The sequence below is a fragment of the Henriciella mobilis genome (genome assembly GCF_003576315.1).
Classification (GTDB): Bacteria; Pseudomonadota; Alphaproteobacteria; order Caulobacterales; family Hyphomonadaceae; genus Henriciella; species Henriciella mobilis.
Map to the genome: position 1 here is coordinate 175767 of NZ_QWFZ01000033.1, position 15067 is coordinate 190833.

The 15067-nt window shown below is 63.8% G+C and carries 13 protein-coding genes; 12 read left to right on the forward strand and 1 reads right to left on the reverse strand.

Going from position 1 to position 15067, the window contains the following annotated elements:
- Positions 1 to 3: 3 nt before the first annotated feature.
- Genes D1227_RS15555 through D1227_RS15575 form a run of 5 tightly spaced genes read left to right on the forward strand, consistent with a single transcriptional unit; the run spans position 4 to position 5273 of the window.
- Positions 4 to 1314: an NAD(P)/FAD-dependent oxidoreductase gene (locus tag D1227_RS15555; protein ID WP_119405289.1), complete on the forward strand. Its 1311-nt coding sequence runs from the start codon at positions 4 to 6 to the stop codon at positions 1312 to 1314.
- Positions 1315 to 1316: 2 nt separating this feature from the next.
- Complete coding sequence (locus D1227_RS15560) at positions 1317 to 1730, forward strand: GtrA family protein (protein WP_233350126.1); 414 nt, start codon at positions 1317 to 1319, stop codon at positions 1728 to 1730.
- A gap of 11 nt (positions 1731 to 1741) precedes the next feature.
- Positions 1742 to 3184 carry a UbiA family prenyltransferase gene (locus D1227_RS15565; protein WP_158586675.1) on the forward strand — a complete coding sequence of 481 codons (1443 nt, stop codon included), beginning with the start codon at positions 1742 to 1744 and terminating at the stop codon, positions 3182 to 3184.
- Positions 3181 to 4512 carry an FAD-binding oxidoreductase gene (locus tag D1227_RS15570; RefSeq protein ID WP_119405291.1) on the forward strand — a complete coding sequence of 444 codons (1332 nt, stop codon included), beginning with the start codon at positions 3181 to 3183 and terminating at the stop codon, positions 4510 to 4512. Before D1227_RS15565 ends, D1227_RS15570 begins: the two co-directional genes overlap by 4 nt.
- The gene (locus D1227_RS15575) at positions 4509 to 5273 is read left to right on the forward strand and encodes an SDR family NAD(P)-dependent oxidoreductase (RefSeq protein WP_119405292.1); all 765 of its coding nucleotides are present in this window, start codon (positions 4509 to 4511) and stop codon (positions 5271 to 5273) included. The genes D1227_RS15570 and D1227_RS15575 overlap by 4 nt, the downstream gene beginning before the upstream one ends.
- A 4-nt stretch (positions 5274 to 5277) precedes the next feature.
- Here the strand turns inward: D1227_RS15575 and D1227_RS15580 are convergent, their stop codons facing one another.
- The gene (locus D1227_RS15580) at positions 5278 to 6531 is read right to left on the reverse strand and encodes an acetyl-CoA hydrolase/transferase family protein (protein ID WP_119405293.1); all 1254 of its coding nucleotides are present in this window, start codon (positions 6529 to 6531) and stop codon (positions 5278 to 5280) included.
- Between the two features lie 162 nt (positions 6532 to 6693).
- Between D1227_RS15580 and D1227_RS15585 the strand changes: the two genes are divergently transcribed.
- From D1227_RS15585 to D1227_RS15615, 7 genes are all read left to right on the forward strand, one after another.
- A complete protein-coding gene (locus D1227_RS15585) occupies positions 6694 to 7587 on the forward strand; it encodes a LysR family transcriptional regulator (RefSeq protein ID WP_119405294.1) in 894 nt (297 codons plus the stop codon).
- Positions 7588 to 7774: 187 nt separating this feature from the next.
- Entirely contained in the window at positions 7775 to 8257 is a 483-nt protein-coding gene (locus D1227_RS15590) for a (2Fe-2S)-binding protein (protein ID WP_119405295.1), read from the forward strand.
- Positions 8258 to 8266: 9 nt separating this feature from the next.
- Positions 8267 to 9316, forward strand: coding sequence for an FAD binding domain-containing protein (locus tag D1227_RS15595; protein WP_119405296.1), 1050 nt, complete (start codon positions 8267 to 8269; stop codon positions 9314 to 9316).
- Between the two features lie 2 nt (positions 9317 to 9318).
- The gene (locus tag D1227_RS15600; RefSeq protein WP_119405297.1) at positions 9319 to 11595 is read left to right on the forward strand and encodes a xanthine dehydrogenase family protein molybdopterin-binding subunit; all 2277 of its coding nucleotides are present in this window, start codon (positions 9319 to 9321) and stop codon (positions 11593 to 11595) included.
- A gap of 87 nt (positions 11596 to 11682) precedes the next feature.
- On the forward strand, positions 11683 to 12468 hold the full coding sequence (locus D1227_RS15605) for a hypothetical protein (RefSeq protein ID WP_119455277.1): 786 nt from the start codon (positions 11683 to 11685) through the stop codon (positions 12466 to 12468).
- An 11-nt stretch (positions 12469 to 12479) separates the two neighbouring features.
- Positions 12480 to 13874: an acetate and sugar kinases/Hsc70/actin family protein gene (locus D1227_RS15610; RefSeq protein ID WP_119376926.1), complete on the forward strand. Its 1395-nt coding sequence runs from the start codon at positions 12480 to 12482 to the stop codon at positions 13872 to 13874.
- 52 nt (positions 13875 to 13926) lie between these two features.
- A complete protein-coding gene (locus tag D1227_RS15615; protein ID WP_119405299.1) occupies positions 13927 to 14916 on the forward strand; it encodes an NAD(P)H-hydrate epimerase in 990 nt (329 codons plus the stop codon).
- The last annotated feature ends 151 nt before the right edge of the window (positions 14917 to 15067 follow it).

A 15067-nucleotide genomic window follows, 5' to 3' on the forward strand; every position in this document is an offset into this window, starting at 1 on the left:
CCCATGACCGATAAGAAGCCCAAAATTCTTGTCATCGGTGCGGGTCCGATGGGGCTTGCCGCCGCTTACCAGGCAGCAAAGCAAGGCTATGATGTCGAAGTTCTGGAAGCCGACGACCGGCCGGGTGGCATGGCGGCGCACTTCGACTTCGATGGCCTGTCCATCGAGCGTTTCTATCACTTCTGCTGCCTGTCCGATGAGGATACGCTCGAGCTTCTGGACGAGCTTGGGCGCCCGGATGCGATGAAGTGGGTCTCGACGAAGATGGGCTACTATCTCGACGGCCGGCTGATGCGGTGGGGCAATCCCGTCGCGCTGCTCGTGGCGCCGGGGATCGGCTTTATCACCAAGGTGCGCTACGGCCTGCAGGCCTTCTACTCGACGCTCCGGTCGGACTGGGAGCGGCTGGACAAGCTGACCGCCCGGGAATGGTTCGAGGGCTGGCTCGGCAAGAAGGGCTATCAGCGCCTCTGGGCCTCGCTGATGGAGCTCAAATTTTATGAACTGTCAGACAATGTTTCCGCCGCATGGGTCTGGCAGCGGATCAAACGCATCGGGAAGTCGCGCAAATCGCTCCTCGAAGAGCGCCTCGGTTATATCGAGGGCGGCAGCGAAACCCTGGTGAAGCTGCTTATCGACGCCATCGAGGCGAGGGGCGGCAAAATCCACTACTCGGCGCGGGCCGCGAAAATCATGGTCGAGGATGGCGGCGTGAGCGGTGTCGATACGGCTGATGGCAGACGCTTTTCAGCCGAACATGTCATCTCGACCATTCCGACCCCGTTCGTGCCCGGCCTTCTCGCGGAGACGGCACCCGAAATAACCGCGCCTTATGAGCGGATCCGCAATGTCGGCGTCGTCTGCATCCTGCACAAGCTCACCCGGCCCGTAACGGACAACTTCTGGGTCAATATCAGTGACCCTTCGATGGACATTCCGGGCTTTGTGGAGTTTTCCAACCTGCGGCCGACCGGCGACGACCATATCGTCTATGTTCCCTACTACATGCCGCAGACGAACCCGATCTATGACGAGAGCGACGACTATTTCATCGAGAAGAGCTACGGATACCTGAAACAGGTCAATCCGGCGCTGACCGATGAGGACCGCAAGGCCTCGCATGTTGCGCGCCTACGCTATGCGCAACCGGTCTGTGAGCCGGATTTCCTCAGCATCCTGCCGGACCCCGTAACACCCGTGCGCGGCCTCCAGATTGCCGATACCTGTTTCTACTACCCTGAGGATCGGGGCGTGTCGGAAAGCGCGCGCTACGCCAAGAAACTCGTTGAGAACATCGTCGAAGGGCGTGCCTGACCGTGGCGGCGAACCGGCAATTCCTCGCTTTCGTGCTGACAGGCGGTTTCGCCGCGCTGTGCAACTGGCTCTCGCGCATGGTGCTGTCGGCCTACATGTCGCTCGAGATTGCGATTGTCGTCGCATACCTGATCGGCATGACCATCGCGTACACGCTGTCGCGGATCTTCGTCTTCCAGAAGAGCGGCCGCTCGGTTTCCGATGAATATACCCGGTTTGCCCTTGTGAACGTCGTCGCGCTTGTCCAGGTCTGGCTCGTCACAATCGGACTTGCCGATTACCTGCTGCCGGCCATCGGCTGGACATGGCGGCCGGAAGACATAGCCCATGCGGCCGGTGTCGCTTCGCCTGTGCTGACAAGCTATCTGGGGCACCGGTATTTCACCTTCGGGCCGCAGGCCAAGAAGGACGTATGAGCAGGACGCCCATGTCGAAACATTTGCCGCTCATTGTCGATCTGGACGGAACGCTCCTTGTGACGGACACCCTGGCCGAAGGCTTTGCCAATGCGGTCCTTCGCAAGCCATTGAGGACCTCGGGCGGCCTGCTTACCCTGTTGAGCGGGCGTGCGGCGTTCAAGCGCTTTATCCATGAGACTGCCGAGGTGGACATTCATGCGCTTCCCGAGCGTGCCGACCTTCTGCCCTTCCTCCGCTCCGAAAAGGCGAGGGGCCGCAGCATCTACCTCGTCACGGCGGCGACGCAGTCGGTCGCGGACGAAATATTCAAACGCTACAGGGAGCTGCTCGACGGCGCCTACGGGTCATCGGATAGCGTGAACCTCAAGGGGCGGAAGAAGCGCGACTTCCTGCTCGAGACGTTCCCGGACGGCTTTGTCTATGCCGGAGACAGCAAGGCGGACCTTGCGATCTGGGAAGAGGCTGGCGGCATTGTCTTCGCCGGCGCTTCGAAAGCGATCCAGAAAAAGGCGCGCTCCTTTGGAAAGCCCGTCGAGCAGACCTTCGAGAACAAGCGGCAGAACCCGCTCGGTGTCTGGCTGAAGGCGCTGCGGCTTCACCAGTGGTCCAAGAACTTCCTGCTGTTTGCGCCGCTCTTCCTGTCCGGCCAGTTCATGAATCCGGATTCATGGGGGCTTGCGATTCTCGGCTTTTTCCTGATGGGGATGGCCGCCTCCGGAACCTATCTCCTCAACGACCTGCTGGACCTGTCGGCAGACCGGCGTCACCGCACCAAACGCAATCGCCCGCTGGCCGCAGGTGACCTGTTTGTCCTGCACGGATTGATAGCGGCGCCTCTGATGATTGCCGGTGCACTGGCGGCAGCCCTTTATGTCTCCGTCCCCTTCGGCATCGGATTGCTCACCTATCTCGGCCTGTCGCTGTCCTACTCCTTCGGTCTCAAACGCGTTCCGATGCTGGATGTCAGCGTTCTGGCGGCGCTGTTCAGCTGGCGGGTTGCGCTGGGGGCGTTCATCATCAGCCAGCCCTTGTCGGAATGGCTGCTGACATTCTCGGTCTTCTTCTTCTTCTTCTCGCTGTCGATGGCCAAGCGCCATGTCGAAGTCGCGTCGACGGCGCCCGGCCAGCAGGTCCGTGGGCGTGGCTACTACGCCGAAGATGCCCCGCTGACGCTCGGCATCGGCTTGTCGACCGCGGCGGCATCGATTGTGATCATGGTGCTGTTCCTGGCCGAGAGCGCCTTCAAGTCGGACATATATGCCTTCCAGGGCCTGCTCTGGGCTGTCCCGGTCCTCATTGGGTTCTGGCTGATGCGGATATGGCTGCTCGCCCATCGCGGTGAACTGCATGATGACCCGGTTTCCTTCGCTGTTCGCGACCGGATCAGTCTCGGCCTCGGCCTGCTGCTGGCCCTTTGCTTTGCGGGCGCTGTTTTCCTGGACGCGCCATGACCCTGAAGGAAACAAAGGCGATCCGGTCATGGGGCGGTGTCGTCCGGGAGCCGCACTTCGTAGCGGCGCCGGCTCGGCGCGACGGGGTGGGCGATGTCTTCGACGCGGCGGCCGGGATGGACAAAACACTGCTCGCGCATGGTCTTGGCCGCTCATATGGCGACAGCTGCCTCTCGCCCGGCAATGTGATCCTTGAGACGCGCGGCCTCGACCGCTTCATCGCCTTCGACCGCGACACCGGCATCTTGAGAGCCGAGGCCGGCGTAAGCCTTGGCGAGATCATGCGGGTGACCGTGCCGTACGGCTTCTTTCCGCATACGACGCCGGGCACGCGTTTCGTGACGCTGGGCGGGGCGGTTGCGAATGATGTCCATGGCAAGAACCACCATGTTGCCGGCTCTTTTGGCGAGAATGTCCGGGCTTTCGGTCTGCTCCGCTCCGATCGCGGCGAGGTGACGGTCACACCCGACTCCGAGCCCGAGCTGTTCCGGGCTACCGTTGGCGGGCTGGGCATGACGGGCATTATCACCTGGGTCGAGATCCAGCTGGTCAGGATCGCATCGTCAAACATCGAGCAGGAAATCTTCGCGATTAAATCCCTCGATCATTTCTTTGAGGTGATGGAGGAGAACACCCCGAAATTCGAGCACACCGTGGCCTGGGTCGACTGCACGGCCCGGAAAGACGAACTCGGCCGGGGCGTGTTCACGGGTGGAAACTGGTCGTCCGACGGCGTGCTGGAGCCGCACAGGACCGGAATGCTGAATGCCCCCTTCACGGCGCCGGGCTTCGCCTTGAATCCGCTGACACTCAAGACGTTCAATTCCCTGTACAGATGGCGCCAGCTCTCGAAGGCGGGCCGCTCGAAAGTTCCTTACACCTCTCACTTTCATGTCCTTGATGCGATCAAGAACTGGAACCGCCTCTACGGCAAGCGCGGCTTCTTCCAGTACCAGTCGGTCATCCCGTTCTCGACGGCGAAAGAGGCCACGCGGGAAATGCTGACATTGATCGCCGAATCCGGACAAGGGTCGATGCTGGCTGTCCTGAAGACCCTTGGGCCCATCGAGGGACGAGGATGGCTTTCATTCCCGAGGGAGGGCGTTACGCTCGCGCTCGATTTCCAGAACAAGGGACAGAAGACCCTGCAGCTCATGAACAATCTCGACAAGATCGTCAGCGCCGCTGGCGGCCGGCTCTACCCGGCCAAGGATGGCCGGATTTCCGCCGACATGTTCCAATCGGGCTATCCCGACTGGCAGCGCGTGGAAACGCTTCGCGATCCGGCCATTTCCTCAAGCTTCTGGCAACGGGTCAGCCAATCATGAGTACAGCCTCCATGCCCAAGCATTATGTCATTCTCGGCGCGACCTCGGCGATTGCCGTCGCCACGGCCCGGCGGCTCGCCACAAAGGGGCACAAGCTCACCCTCCTGGCACGCAACAGCAGCGCCCTGCAGGAGATCGAGGACGACCTGCGAGTGAGAGGCGCCGAGATCGCGTCCAGCCACGCGTTCGACCTGGCGCAGGAAACCGGTCAGGCCGCAATTCTCGAGGAGATTGCGCAGACAGGTGGTCCTATAGACGGCTTGCTCGTGTTTTACGGCATCCTCGGCGATCAGGCCCGCGCCGAAACCGATCCGGCGCATGCCCGCGATATCCTGCAAATCAACTTCAATTCGGCGGTCGACTGGATCCTGCCGGCGGCGCAGCTGATGGAGGCGCGTGAGCAGGGGGTCGTGCTGACCATTTCATCTGTCGCCGGGGACCGGGGCCGGCGGTCAAACTATGTCTACGGCGCCGCCAAGGCAGGCCTTTCGACCTTCATGCAGGGCCTCGCCCACAAATGGGCTGCAATGTCGAAAGAGTTGCGGGCTGTGAATGTGAAGCTCGGCTTTGTCGACACGCCCATGACCGATCATCTGGACAAGGGTGGCCCGCTCTGGGCCAAGCCGGAAGGCGTGGCGGTTTCGATTGAGCGCGCGCTCGAAAAGGGCGGGCCGATTGTCTACGCGCCGTGGTTCTGGCGGTGGATCATGCTGGCCATCAGGATGACGCCGAATTTCGTCTTCAAGCGCGTCAATATCTGACGCGTCAGGTTGCGTCGCTATCGGCAAGGGCGGCCTGATGCTCCGGTGCTGCGATGGCGAGCAGGCGGTCGCGCCGTTCGGCGAGTGTTGCGAAGCGCAGGTCGGCGATGCCATGCTCGGTCACCACGAAGCCGACATCGGCCCGCGAGGTTGTCACCGGCCCGGACAGCCTGTTCACGATCCGGCTGCGCCCGCGCGCTGTTGAGGGCAGCGCGATGATCCCGGCTCCGCCGCGCGATGCCCTTGCCCCGCGCATGAAATCGACCGCGCCGCCGACGGCGCCGACATACCGCCCGCCAGCAATCTCGGCATTCACCTGACCGGTGAGGTCGACCTCGATGGCGCTGTTGATCGCGGTGAAATTGTCGATGCCGGCCAGGATATCGGCAGCGTGCGTATAAGTGCTGGGACGCATGGAGAGACGCGGATTACCGTCCGCCCATTGCATCAGGGCCTCGCCACCAGCCAGCAGGCCGGCGACGGTGGTGCCGCGGTCGACGGGTTTGCGCGCATTGGTGATCACGCCGGCGTCCACCAGGTCGGCAATGCCCTGTGTGACCAGCCCGGAATGCACGCCAAGGTCCTTGTGGCCATGCATCGCGTCGAGAATGGCCTGCGGCAGGGTGCCGAGGCCGATCTGGATCGTTGCACCATCGCGGACCAGACTGGCCACATGATGGGCAATCCGCGTTTCGATATCACCCATTTCGACGGCGGGCAGGGCGAGGCAGGGGGTATCGGTTCGAACGATAATGTCGATGTCGCTGCGCCTGATCTCCCGCCCGGTGCCGGTCGTCGGCGTCTGAGAGCTGACTTCGGCAATGACGAGGCGGGCGGCGCTCAGAAGGTCCGCCGTATAGTCTGCGCCTGCGCCAAAGCTGAAATGGTCCGCGTCGGCGCCCGCGGCGAGACGGACCATCAGGATGAGCTCGTCTGCGCCGATCTGTTCGAGGGTCCGGGCGAGACGCGAATAGTGCACCGGCAGGATGTCGAGCGCGCGCCCGAGTGTCCGGTTCTGCCCGGTGCCGCAATAGGAGAGGTAGCTGACCGCGTCCGTGAAATCGGGCGACACGCTGGGGCCATAGCTGATCCCGGCGAAGGCGCGAAACGGCCCGACCGCGTGACGCGCGTCCATGAGAGCCGCCGTCAGCCCGTTCGGCTCGGCGCAGCCCTGTCCCCAGACAACCAGCGATCCAGGCCGGACAAGCGCGGGCCAGTCGAGGGCGTCCAGGGCGATTTCGATACCGTCTCTATCCATCACGCGCTTTCATAGAGCGCACCTTCGCGGAATGGAATGCGCCCCCTGACGATGCTGTCCGTTATGATTTCCCGACGTGGACGGACGAATAGACGTTTGGAAACCGGATCATTCAAGAGTAGTATGGGATAAAGTGCGGGGGCTCATGAGAACAGTTTATCAATGCTGAGGGAAAACATTGTCGACCTGATGTCCTTCATCATGGTGGCGCGCGAAAGCAGCTTTACGCGAGCGGCAACGCAGATCGGTGTGTCGCAATCGGCGCTGAGCCACTCGGTGCGCGGCCTGGAAGAGCGTCTCGGCGTCCAGCTGCTCCACCGCACGACACGCAAGGTGACGCCAACCCGGCTTGGCCAGCAGATGCTGGATCGCCTCGAGCCGCATCTCGGTGAGATGGAAGCGGACCTCGCGCTTATCCTGGAACGGAAGGACCGTCCGGCCGGGACAATCCGGATCCGCGCGTCCCGTTACGCCGAGGCGGCCATTCTATGGCCGAAGCTTGCGCCAGTGCTCAGGGACTACCCTGACGTTCAGGTGGAAGTCGTCAGCGAAGATAGCCCGGCCGAAGGCGCCGCGGCGCCGGTCGATGCCTGGGTAAGCCTCGGCGAACGGATCGATGAGGAGACGCTCGCGGTCCGCATCAGTCCGGATTTCCGCATGCTGGCCGTGGCCGCGCCCGCCTATCTTGAAGGCCGAAAGCCCCCGAAAAAGCCGCAGGACCTGACCGGGCATGCCTGCATCAGACTGCGCCCGCCGGCCATGGGCGGACTGCCGGTCTGGACGTTCAGCAAGGCTGGCCGCGAGGTCCGTGTCCGCGTCGATGGACAGATGAGTCTCAATGCGATCGAGCATGTCGTCGACGCGGCCCTGGAGGGCTATGGCATTGGCCATGTACCGGAGTCCCTCGTCAGCGAGGCGCTGGCCGATGGCAGGCTTGTCACTGTGCTTGAAGACTGGTGCCCGCCATTGCCCGGCTACTTTCTTTACTACCCGCAGCGGCGAAAGGATTCGGCGGCCCTTGAGGTGCTCACCGATGCCCTCAGTCATTCAGGCTAGGCAGAATGTCGTCTGCCCGGACGCCGCGGCAGGTCTGGCCAGACGGACCCAGATGCGCGACGCTTGGTTCATCCTGCCATACTCGACGGCCTGGCCTGAACCGTGCCAAAAAGGAATTCGGCCCACCGCACTTGCCTGAGCGCGCGCCAGCCTTATCTGCACAGCCCGTCACCTTCATGGAGTGCCCATGACTCGATCCCTCACCCTGACCATCAACGGAACGAAACACGACATCGAGCTGGAGGATGCCCGGCCAACCTTGCTGGATGTGCTTCGCGAAAGGGTCGGCCTGACGGGGACGAAAAAGGGATGCGACAGGGGACAGTGCGGGGCCTGCACGGTTCTCGTGGATGGCCGGCGGATCAATAGCTGCCTTGCGCTCGCGATGAGTCATGACGGCGCCGAGATCACCACGATTGAGGGCGTTGCCGATGGCGAGACGCTCCACCCGGTTCAGGCCGCCTTTATCGAGAATGACGGTTTCCAGTGCGGCTATTGCACGCCGGGACAGATCATGAGCGCGATCGGCCTGTTCAGCGAAAACGGGACGGCCAATGACCCCGAGCAGCTGCGCGAGGGCATGAGCGGCAATATCTGCCGGTGCGCAGCCTATGCCGGCATCACCGAGGCGCTGCTCGACGCACAGACCCGCCTGTCGGGCAAGGAGTGAGGGTGAGCCATGAACCTGTTCGACTATAAACGCCCTTCATCCATTGCCGACGCGGTCGCCGCTGGCGCCGAACCGGGCGCGGCCTATCTGGCCGGCGGCACCAATCTGCTCGACCTGATGAAGGTGGGCGCACGAAAGCCGGATGTGCTGGTCGACATTTCCCGCCTGCCGGGGCTTGGCGAAATCGAGACCCTTCAGGATGGCAGCGTGCGCATCGGGGCGCTGGTCCGCAATTCGGACCTCGCGCGCGACGCCGGCTTTGCGAAGGCATATCCGGCCGTGGCCGAAGCGCTGCTTTCAGGCGCGTCGGCCCAGCTGAGGAATGCCGCGACGGTCGGCGGCAATCTCATGCAGCAGACCCGCTGCCTCTATTTCTACGACCAGCAGAGCCGCTGCAATCGCCGCCAGCCGGGCGCCGGATGTGACGCGATTGGCGGGGAGACGGGCAAGCACGCCGTGCTTGGCTGGACGAAGCAGTGTATCGCGACGCACCCTTCCGATTTCTGTGTCGCGCTGGCCGCGCTCGATGCGAGTGTCGAGCTTCAAGGCCCGGATGGCGCCCGCAGCGTTTCCCTTGAAGAGTTCTACACACTGCCAACCGAAGATACGCCCGGCGGCGCCGATGTTCGCCCTGGCGAGCTGGTCACCGCCCTGACTTTGCCCGCAGATGCTGCGCACTTTGCCGGACATGCCCGGTATATCAAGCTGCGTGACCGCACCTCCTATGCCTTCGCTATCGTCTCTGCCGCGGCGATGGCCGATATCAGCGACGGTGTCGTGCAGGATATCCGGATTGCGATGGGCGGCGTCGCTGCTCGCCCGTGGCGGGCCCGCGCGGCAGAAGCAGCTCTGAAAAGCAAGGCGCCGACGCCTGAGCTGATAAGTGCGGCTGCCGAGGCGGCACTGGCGGATGCATCGCCGTCAGGTGACAACGCCTACAAGATCGAACTCGCAAAGCGGCTTGTACATCGCGCCATCGAACAGGCGCTGGCCGGAACGCCGCAGACGATACCGGCCCTGCCGGGATCGGTCTTCGCCGCGCAGGCGGCAGGGAGGTAAGAATGGCTGACACACCCATCGCACCGGCCGGACACGTCCGCCTCGGCTCCAATTCGGGCCAGTCCATGACCCGCCGCGAAGGCGTCGCCAAGGTCACCGGGAAGGCCAATTACGCCGCCGACAACAAGCCCGAAGGCCTGCTGCATGCGGTCTATCTTGAAAGCGGGATCGCGCGGGGCAAGGTCATCTCGCTCAACACCGAAGCGGCGCTGGCCCATCCGGGTGTTGTCCATGTGATGACGCCGGAGAACGCCCCTTCACTCGCCGTTTCGCCGGACGAAAAGCCGGTGCCGTTCAGCGCGCGCATGGAAGTCCTGCAGGACAATCGCGTGCGCTATGCCGGCCAGCCGATTGCGCTTGTCCTGGCTGAAACGCTGGAGGCTGCAACGGAGGGTGCCCGTCTGCTCGCGCCGGAATATGAGGCAGAGCCGGCCCGTATTGGCTTTGAAAACGGGGAAGCCTACGATCCCGAATTTGTCACGACTGGCACCCCGCCAGCCCGTCAGGTCGGTGATATCGACGCGGAACGCAAAAAGGCCGCGCACACCGTTGAAGTCACCGTCGATACCCCGCTGCAGTATCACAATGCGATGGAGCCGCATGTCATCATCGCTCAGTGGGACGGCGACAAGCTGACCATCGACATGCCGAACCAGGCGATCGGGCTCGCGCGGGCCGGGATTGCGACCTATCTCGGCATCGACCCGGAGAACGTCACCTTGCGCTCGCCCTATCTCGGCGGCGGGTTCGGCTCCAAGGCCGTTGTCTTTGGGCCGCAATACCTGGCGATGTTGGCCGCGCGTGAAGTGGGCCGGCCGGTCAAGCTCGTCCTGCGCCGCGACCAGATGTTCGGCCCCGTCCAGCACCGCAGCGCCACGCGCCAGACGGTCCGGATCGATCTCGATAAGGATGGCCGCATCCTGGCGCTGGATCATCATTCCCTGTCGACAACCAGCAGCTTCGACGACTGGCTGGAGTCCGCCGCCAATGCCTCGCTCAGCATCTATGCGAGCCCGGCCATCAAGGTGTCTCATACCGGCCTGCGCGTTGATACGGGAACGCCGGGCGCGGTGCGTGCACCGGGGCTGGCGAGCGGCACTGCGGCGCTGGAAGTCGCGGTCGATGCGGCGGCCTACCGGATGAAGCAGGACCCGCTTGACTTCCGCCTGCTCAACTATGCCGAGACCGACCCGGGAACGGGCAAGCCCTTTTCGGCCAAGGCGCTTCGCGAATGCTATGCCGAGGGTGCGGCCCGTTTCGGCTGGAAAGGCCGCCCGCTCGAGCCCGGCCAGATGCGTGACGCGGACGGATACCTCACCGGCTGGGGCGTCGGCACCGCTCTTTTCCACGCGCCCTTCTTCCCGGCGAAGGCCAGCGCCGTCATCCGCAGCGATGGCAGTGTCGGCGCACAGACATCCGGCGCCGATATGGGGCAGGGGGCCTGGACGGCGCTCGCCCAGATGGCTGCCGACGGCCTTGGCATGCCGGCCGATGAGATCGAGTTCGAAATCGGCCATTCCGGTCTTCCCGACGGCAGCGTCGCCGGCGGCTCGGCGCACACCGCGTCGGCAGGCAGCGCGCTGTTTGCCGCTGGCAGCGATGCGGTCCGCCAGGTGGCGGAGATCGCTATGAATGACCCGGAGTCGCCGCTTTACGGGGCTGGCAATGAAGGTGTCAGGGCGAGCGGTGGACGCCTGCACCGGGTCGACGATCCGGCGCGCGGCGAAACCTATGCCGAGATCCTGACCCGGGCCGGCATTGCAGAGGTTGAGGGGCAGGGGCGCGGGCGCCGTGAGAAATCGGCGGCCGAGCAGTATGCCATGTATTCGCACGGCGCGGTGTTCGCGGAGGTCAAGATCGATCCCGATCTCTACCAGGTCCGCGTCAGCCGGCTTGTCGGCGCGTTCGCGGCTGGCCGGATCATCAATCCGCGGCTTGCCAAGAGCCAGCTCAATGGCGGCATGATCTGGGGCCTCAGCTTCGCATTGCACGAGGAAGGCATTCACGACCTGCGGTCGGGCCGGCCGATCAACAATGACCTTGCCGGCTACCACGTCCCCGTGCTTGCCGATGTGCCCTCAGTGGAGTCGATCCTCGTTGAAGAGCATGACCCGCACGCCAACGCGCTCGGCATCAAGGGGGTTGGCGAAATCGGAATTACCGGCACCGTGGGCGCGATTGCCAATGCCGTCTGGCATGCCACCGGTGTGCGGCCCCAGCGCTATCCGATCCATATCAAGGACCTGCTTGAGGGTGAGTTGGCCCGTCAGCGCGGTTGATCGGTACGGACAATCAGTATCGACCTTTGCCCGACTCGCTCGCTAAGGTAGGCCTCTCGACCAGGAAGAGCTGATGAGGGCCGGGATTTGGCAGATCTGACACCGGTAGAGCGAGGGGTACTCGTCGCCCTGATGGCGTCTGGCGGGTCGCTGAAGGAGAATGCCGACCTCTCTGGGCGCTTCCAGATCAGGATGTCGCCCGCGCACCGCAAGAAGCTGGCCGGCCTCGGGCTGATCAGGACAAGCAAGAAGCCCTTCGTGCACACGCTGACCGATGAGGGCTGGGCGTTCATGGCGAACGGCTTTCCGATGGACATCCCGCGCGATGGCATGAAGCTTGGCGCGCTGAACGCGCTCCTTTCTGGGGTGCGAGAGCGTGCCGGCCCCGATGCCGACGCCATCCGGGCCTTCTTCAGCGGCAAGGCGCAAAAAGGCAAAGCGCCGGCCAAGGCGGAAGAGAAAAAGCCGTCAACGCCGCCGTCGCCGCCCTCAGGGGACACCGATCTCAGCGATGCGGCGTGGAGCGACAGTGAGGAAGCCCTCGCCATGGCGTTGCAGGATATCGCCGCTTTCGGCGCCCGCATGACCGCCCTTGAGCGTGTCATCGACGACAGCCAGAAGAATGCGGCCAAGCAGCTGGCCCTCAACGCCGACAGCATCTTCCAGAATATTCGCCAGGCGGCCCGCAAGCGCGGGCTGGAGACGGTTTTCGAGCGCGGCGAGGAAGTCGAATTCGATGCAGTTCACTTTGATTGTTTTGAAGAAATTGACGAGGGCGAGGCCGCAATCGTCCTGAAGCAACCAGTCGTTAAGCATACTGCGCGAGACCAGACTCTCATTGTGCTGCGGGGCCTGGTAAGCCCCGCCGACTGAGGAGGACCCTCTTGGCGAAGAGCTGGATTCAAAGACTGTTTCAGAAGCGCGACATCACGCGCATCGGCTGTATCGACTTCGGCACCGCCTATTCGAAAGTGTCCATTGTCGCGTCCGAATTGTCGGAAGACCTGATGGCCCAGGATATCCATGGCCTGCCCATTGGCCGGGATATCTCGGCAAACCCTTTCCTGCTGCCGTCGCTTCTCTTCGTTGATTCCGACACGGTGCGCTTTGGCGCGAGCGCCGAGTCCGCGGCCCGGCGGGGTGAGCGCCGCGGGCGCGCCCCGTTCATGTCGCCGAAGCAGTATCTCAGCACCCATGCGCTCGATGAGCTTGACGACAAGCTGCCGCCTGAGATCGACCCGACGAATTCCTATTCGGCCCGCCGCCTGATCACGCTTTACCTTGCCTATCTGCTGCGCCGTGCCGAGGATGCTGCGCGCGAGCGTAAGATCGACTGGCCACCGCGTTTCCGGATTGCCCGCCCGGCCTGGGACAAGGAGCGCGCCGACTGGGGCGAACAGACGCTTCGCGTGCTTGTGCGCCACGCCTTCATCCTGGTCGACCGCTTTGGCGACGATCTGCTCGCCAAGGATGGCCTTGCTCACGACGTCGTTCATGATGCCTTCGATGCCATTCCAGACACATCCGATTTCCCCGACAAGGAAATCTTCGAGATTTCAGAGCACGGCACCACGACTGTGCCAGAAGCGACAGCGGTCGCGGCTGCTTCGCTGAGGCCGGGCGAACGGCGGGTTGTCGTGGTCGCCGATATAGGCGGCGGCACTTCCGATTTCGCGGCCTTCGTGACCGGCCGGCCCGGCCATAATGTCGTCGCGGAGATCGAGGGCAGCGCCTGCGTCCTGCGCCAGGCGGGCGACTTTCTCGACATGCAGTTGCGGCGCCTGCTTGTGAACAAGGCGGGCCTCCTGCCGGATGATCCAGCAGCCCGCGGCGCCGTCGCCATGATCCGGGCGCGCCAGCGCAGCCTCAAGGAAGCCCTGTTTGCCGAGGGGCGAGTCGTGGCCGAGGCTGGCGACCAGTTCGTCGAGATGACGCTGGATGAGTTCCTCGCCGATGAACATGTCCAGGCCTTTGCCGGCCGCCTGAAGGAAACCTTCTACAAGTCGCTCGAGCTCGCGGTCGATTTCGCACGCTATCTCTCGCAGGGTGCGCGTGCCCAGGTGCGGGTCGATATCCTGCCGACGGGGGGCGGGTATAATCTCCCCATGGTGCAGGAGATGATCCGCAAGGTGCCGATCGAGTGGCGCTTCAACACGATCGCGCCGGAGCTGCTGACCACCGACAATGCCGACTTCAATGCCGTCAGCCGCCAGCTGGCCGTGTCCGTCGGCGGCGCAGTCCTCGAACTGCCAAGACAGGTCGGCGCTGTCGCGGCCTGACCCTGTCGCTCCAGCCATGGGCAGGCGGCGCATGACCCGCTAGACTGGCGGCATGTCCCTGCCGATCATCACGCCGCAGCAGATGTACGCCGCCGAGCAGCACGTCTTCGATGCGGGAACGGCCAGCTTCGATGTGATGCGCATCGCCGGTGAGGGCGTCGCCGATCATCTCCATGACAGCTTTCCGGATGGTGATATCCGCGTCCTCTGCGGCCCGGGCGGCAATGGCGGGGACGGATTTGTCGCCGCCGCGCGCCTGCGGGATCTTGGCCGCGAGGTCCGGGTCTATTCTATGAAGCCAGTCGAGGCGCTCAGCGGCGACCCGGCCCAGGCAGCCGCCTTGTGGGGAGGGGCGGTCGGGACACTGGACGAGGCGCTTTCAGACGCGGCATCGGTGACACTGGACGCCCTGTTCGGAGGCGGGCTCTCAAGGCCACTGTCCGGTGTCGCAGCGGCGCTGTCCCGGCAGGCTGGTTCGACCGTGTCGGTGGATGTGCCGTCCGGCCTCGACGGGCTGAGCGCGCGGCCGCTTGGCCCATGCTTTCGCGCGAACCTGACGGTGACTTTTGCGGCATTGAGGCCAGCCCATGTGCTGATGCCGGGCCGGGAGCTTTGCGGCTCGGTGCGGGTTCAGGCGATTGGCGTGCCCGTCGATGAGGGCGTTCGCACGAATGGCCCGGACATCTGGAACGGGGCCGGCGATGAGGCGGACGATTCCCTGACGGTCAGCGTGTTTGACGTTGATGGCTTTCGCCGTGATTTCGATGAGATCGAACGCGGCGCGCCCAACCGGATAGAGGGCGTCCGGCAAGCTGCCGCTCAGGCAGGCTCAGTCCTAGTGGCACTGGGGGAGGACATTGTCATCGCGGCCCCGGAAGGGCGGTGTGCCGTTCAGCCTGGGATTGCGAGAACGTGGACGCCGGACGATGCCATGGCGGCCGTCCGCAAGGCCCGGGCGCAAGGGCTTCCGGCCTTCGAAGCAGCCTGCGCTGCCGTCTGGCAAGCCAGCCGTCCAGACGGGGTTGAAAATAAACCGGGTTAACCGGCGCGTTTGGAGAGATCGCTTGAAATCAGCCTACTTTTTGGGCACTTAGGAGAGAGATCAGCGCGATTCAGGAAACATTTTTTGCTTAGTCGCTGGTCGGGCGGCACGATTGAACCAGAGTTGGGAAAGGAGCAGCCAAGCGCGTCAT

What these genes read in the sequence shown, in the direction of transcription:
- D1227_RS15555 (WP_119405289.1), top strand. Translation starts at nt 4, where the DNA reads ATGACCGATAAGAAGCCCAAAATTCTTGTCATCGGTGCGGGTCCGATG.
- D1227_RS15590 (WP_119405295.1), top strand. Translation starts at nt 7,775, where the DNA reads ATGACTCGATCCCTCACCCTGACCATCAACGGAACGAAACACGACATC.
- D1227_RS15615 (WP_119405299.1), top strand. Translation starts at nt 13,927, where the DNA reads ATGTCCCTGCCGATCATCACGCCGCAGCAGATGTACGCCGCCGAGCAG.
- D1227_RS15575 (WP_119405292.1), top strand. Translation starts at nt 4,509, where the DNA reads ATGAGTACAGCCTCCATGCCCAAGCATTATGTCATTCTCGGCGCGACC.
- D1227_RS15600 (WP_119405297.1), top strand. Translation starts at nt 9,319, where the DNA reads ATGGCTGACACACCCATCGCACCGGCCGGACACGTCCGCCTCGGCTCC.
- D1227_RS15570 (WP_119405291.1), top strand. Translation starts at nt 3,181, where the DNA reads ATGACCCTGAAGGAAACAAAGGCGATCCGGTCATGGGGCGGTGTCGTC.
- D1227_RS15565 (WP_158586675.1), top strand. Translation starts at nt 1,742, where the DNA reads ATGTCGAAACATTTGCCGCTCATTGTCGATCTGGACGGAACGCTCCTT.
- D1227_RS15595 (WP_119405296.1), top strand. Translation starts at nt 8,267, where the DNA reads ATGAACCTGTTCGACTATAAACGCCCTTCATCCATTGCCGACGCGGTC.
- D1227_RS15585 (WP_119405294.1), top strand. Translation starts at nt 6,694, where the DNA reads ATGCTGAGGGAAAACATTGTCGACCTGATGTCCTTCATCATGGTGGCG.
- D1227_RS15580 (WP_119405293.1), bottom strand. Translation starts at nt 6,531, where the DNA reads ATGGATAGAGACGGTATCGAAATCGCCCTGGACGCCCTCGACTGGCCC.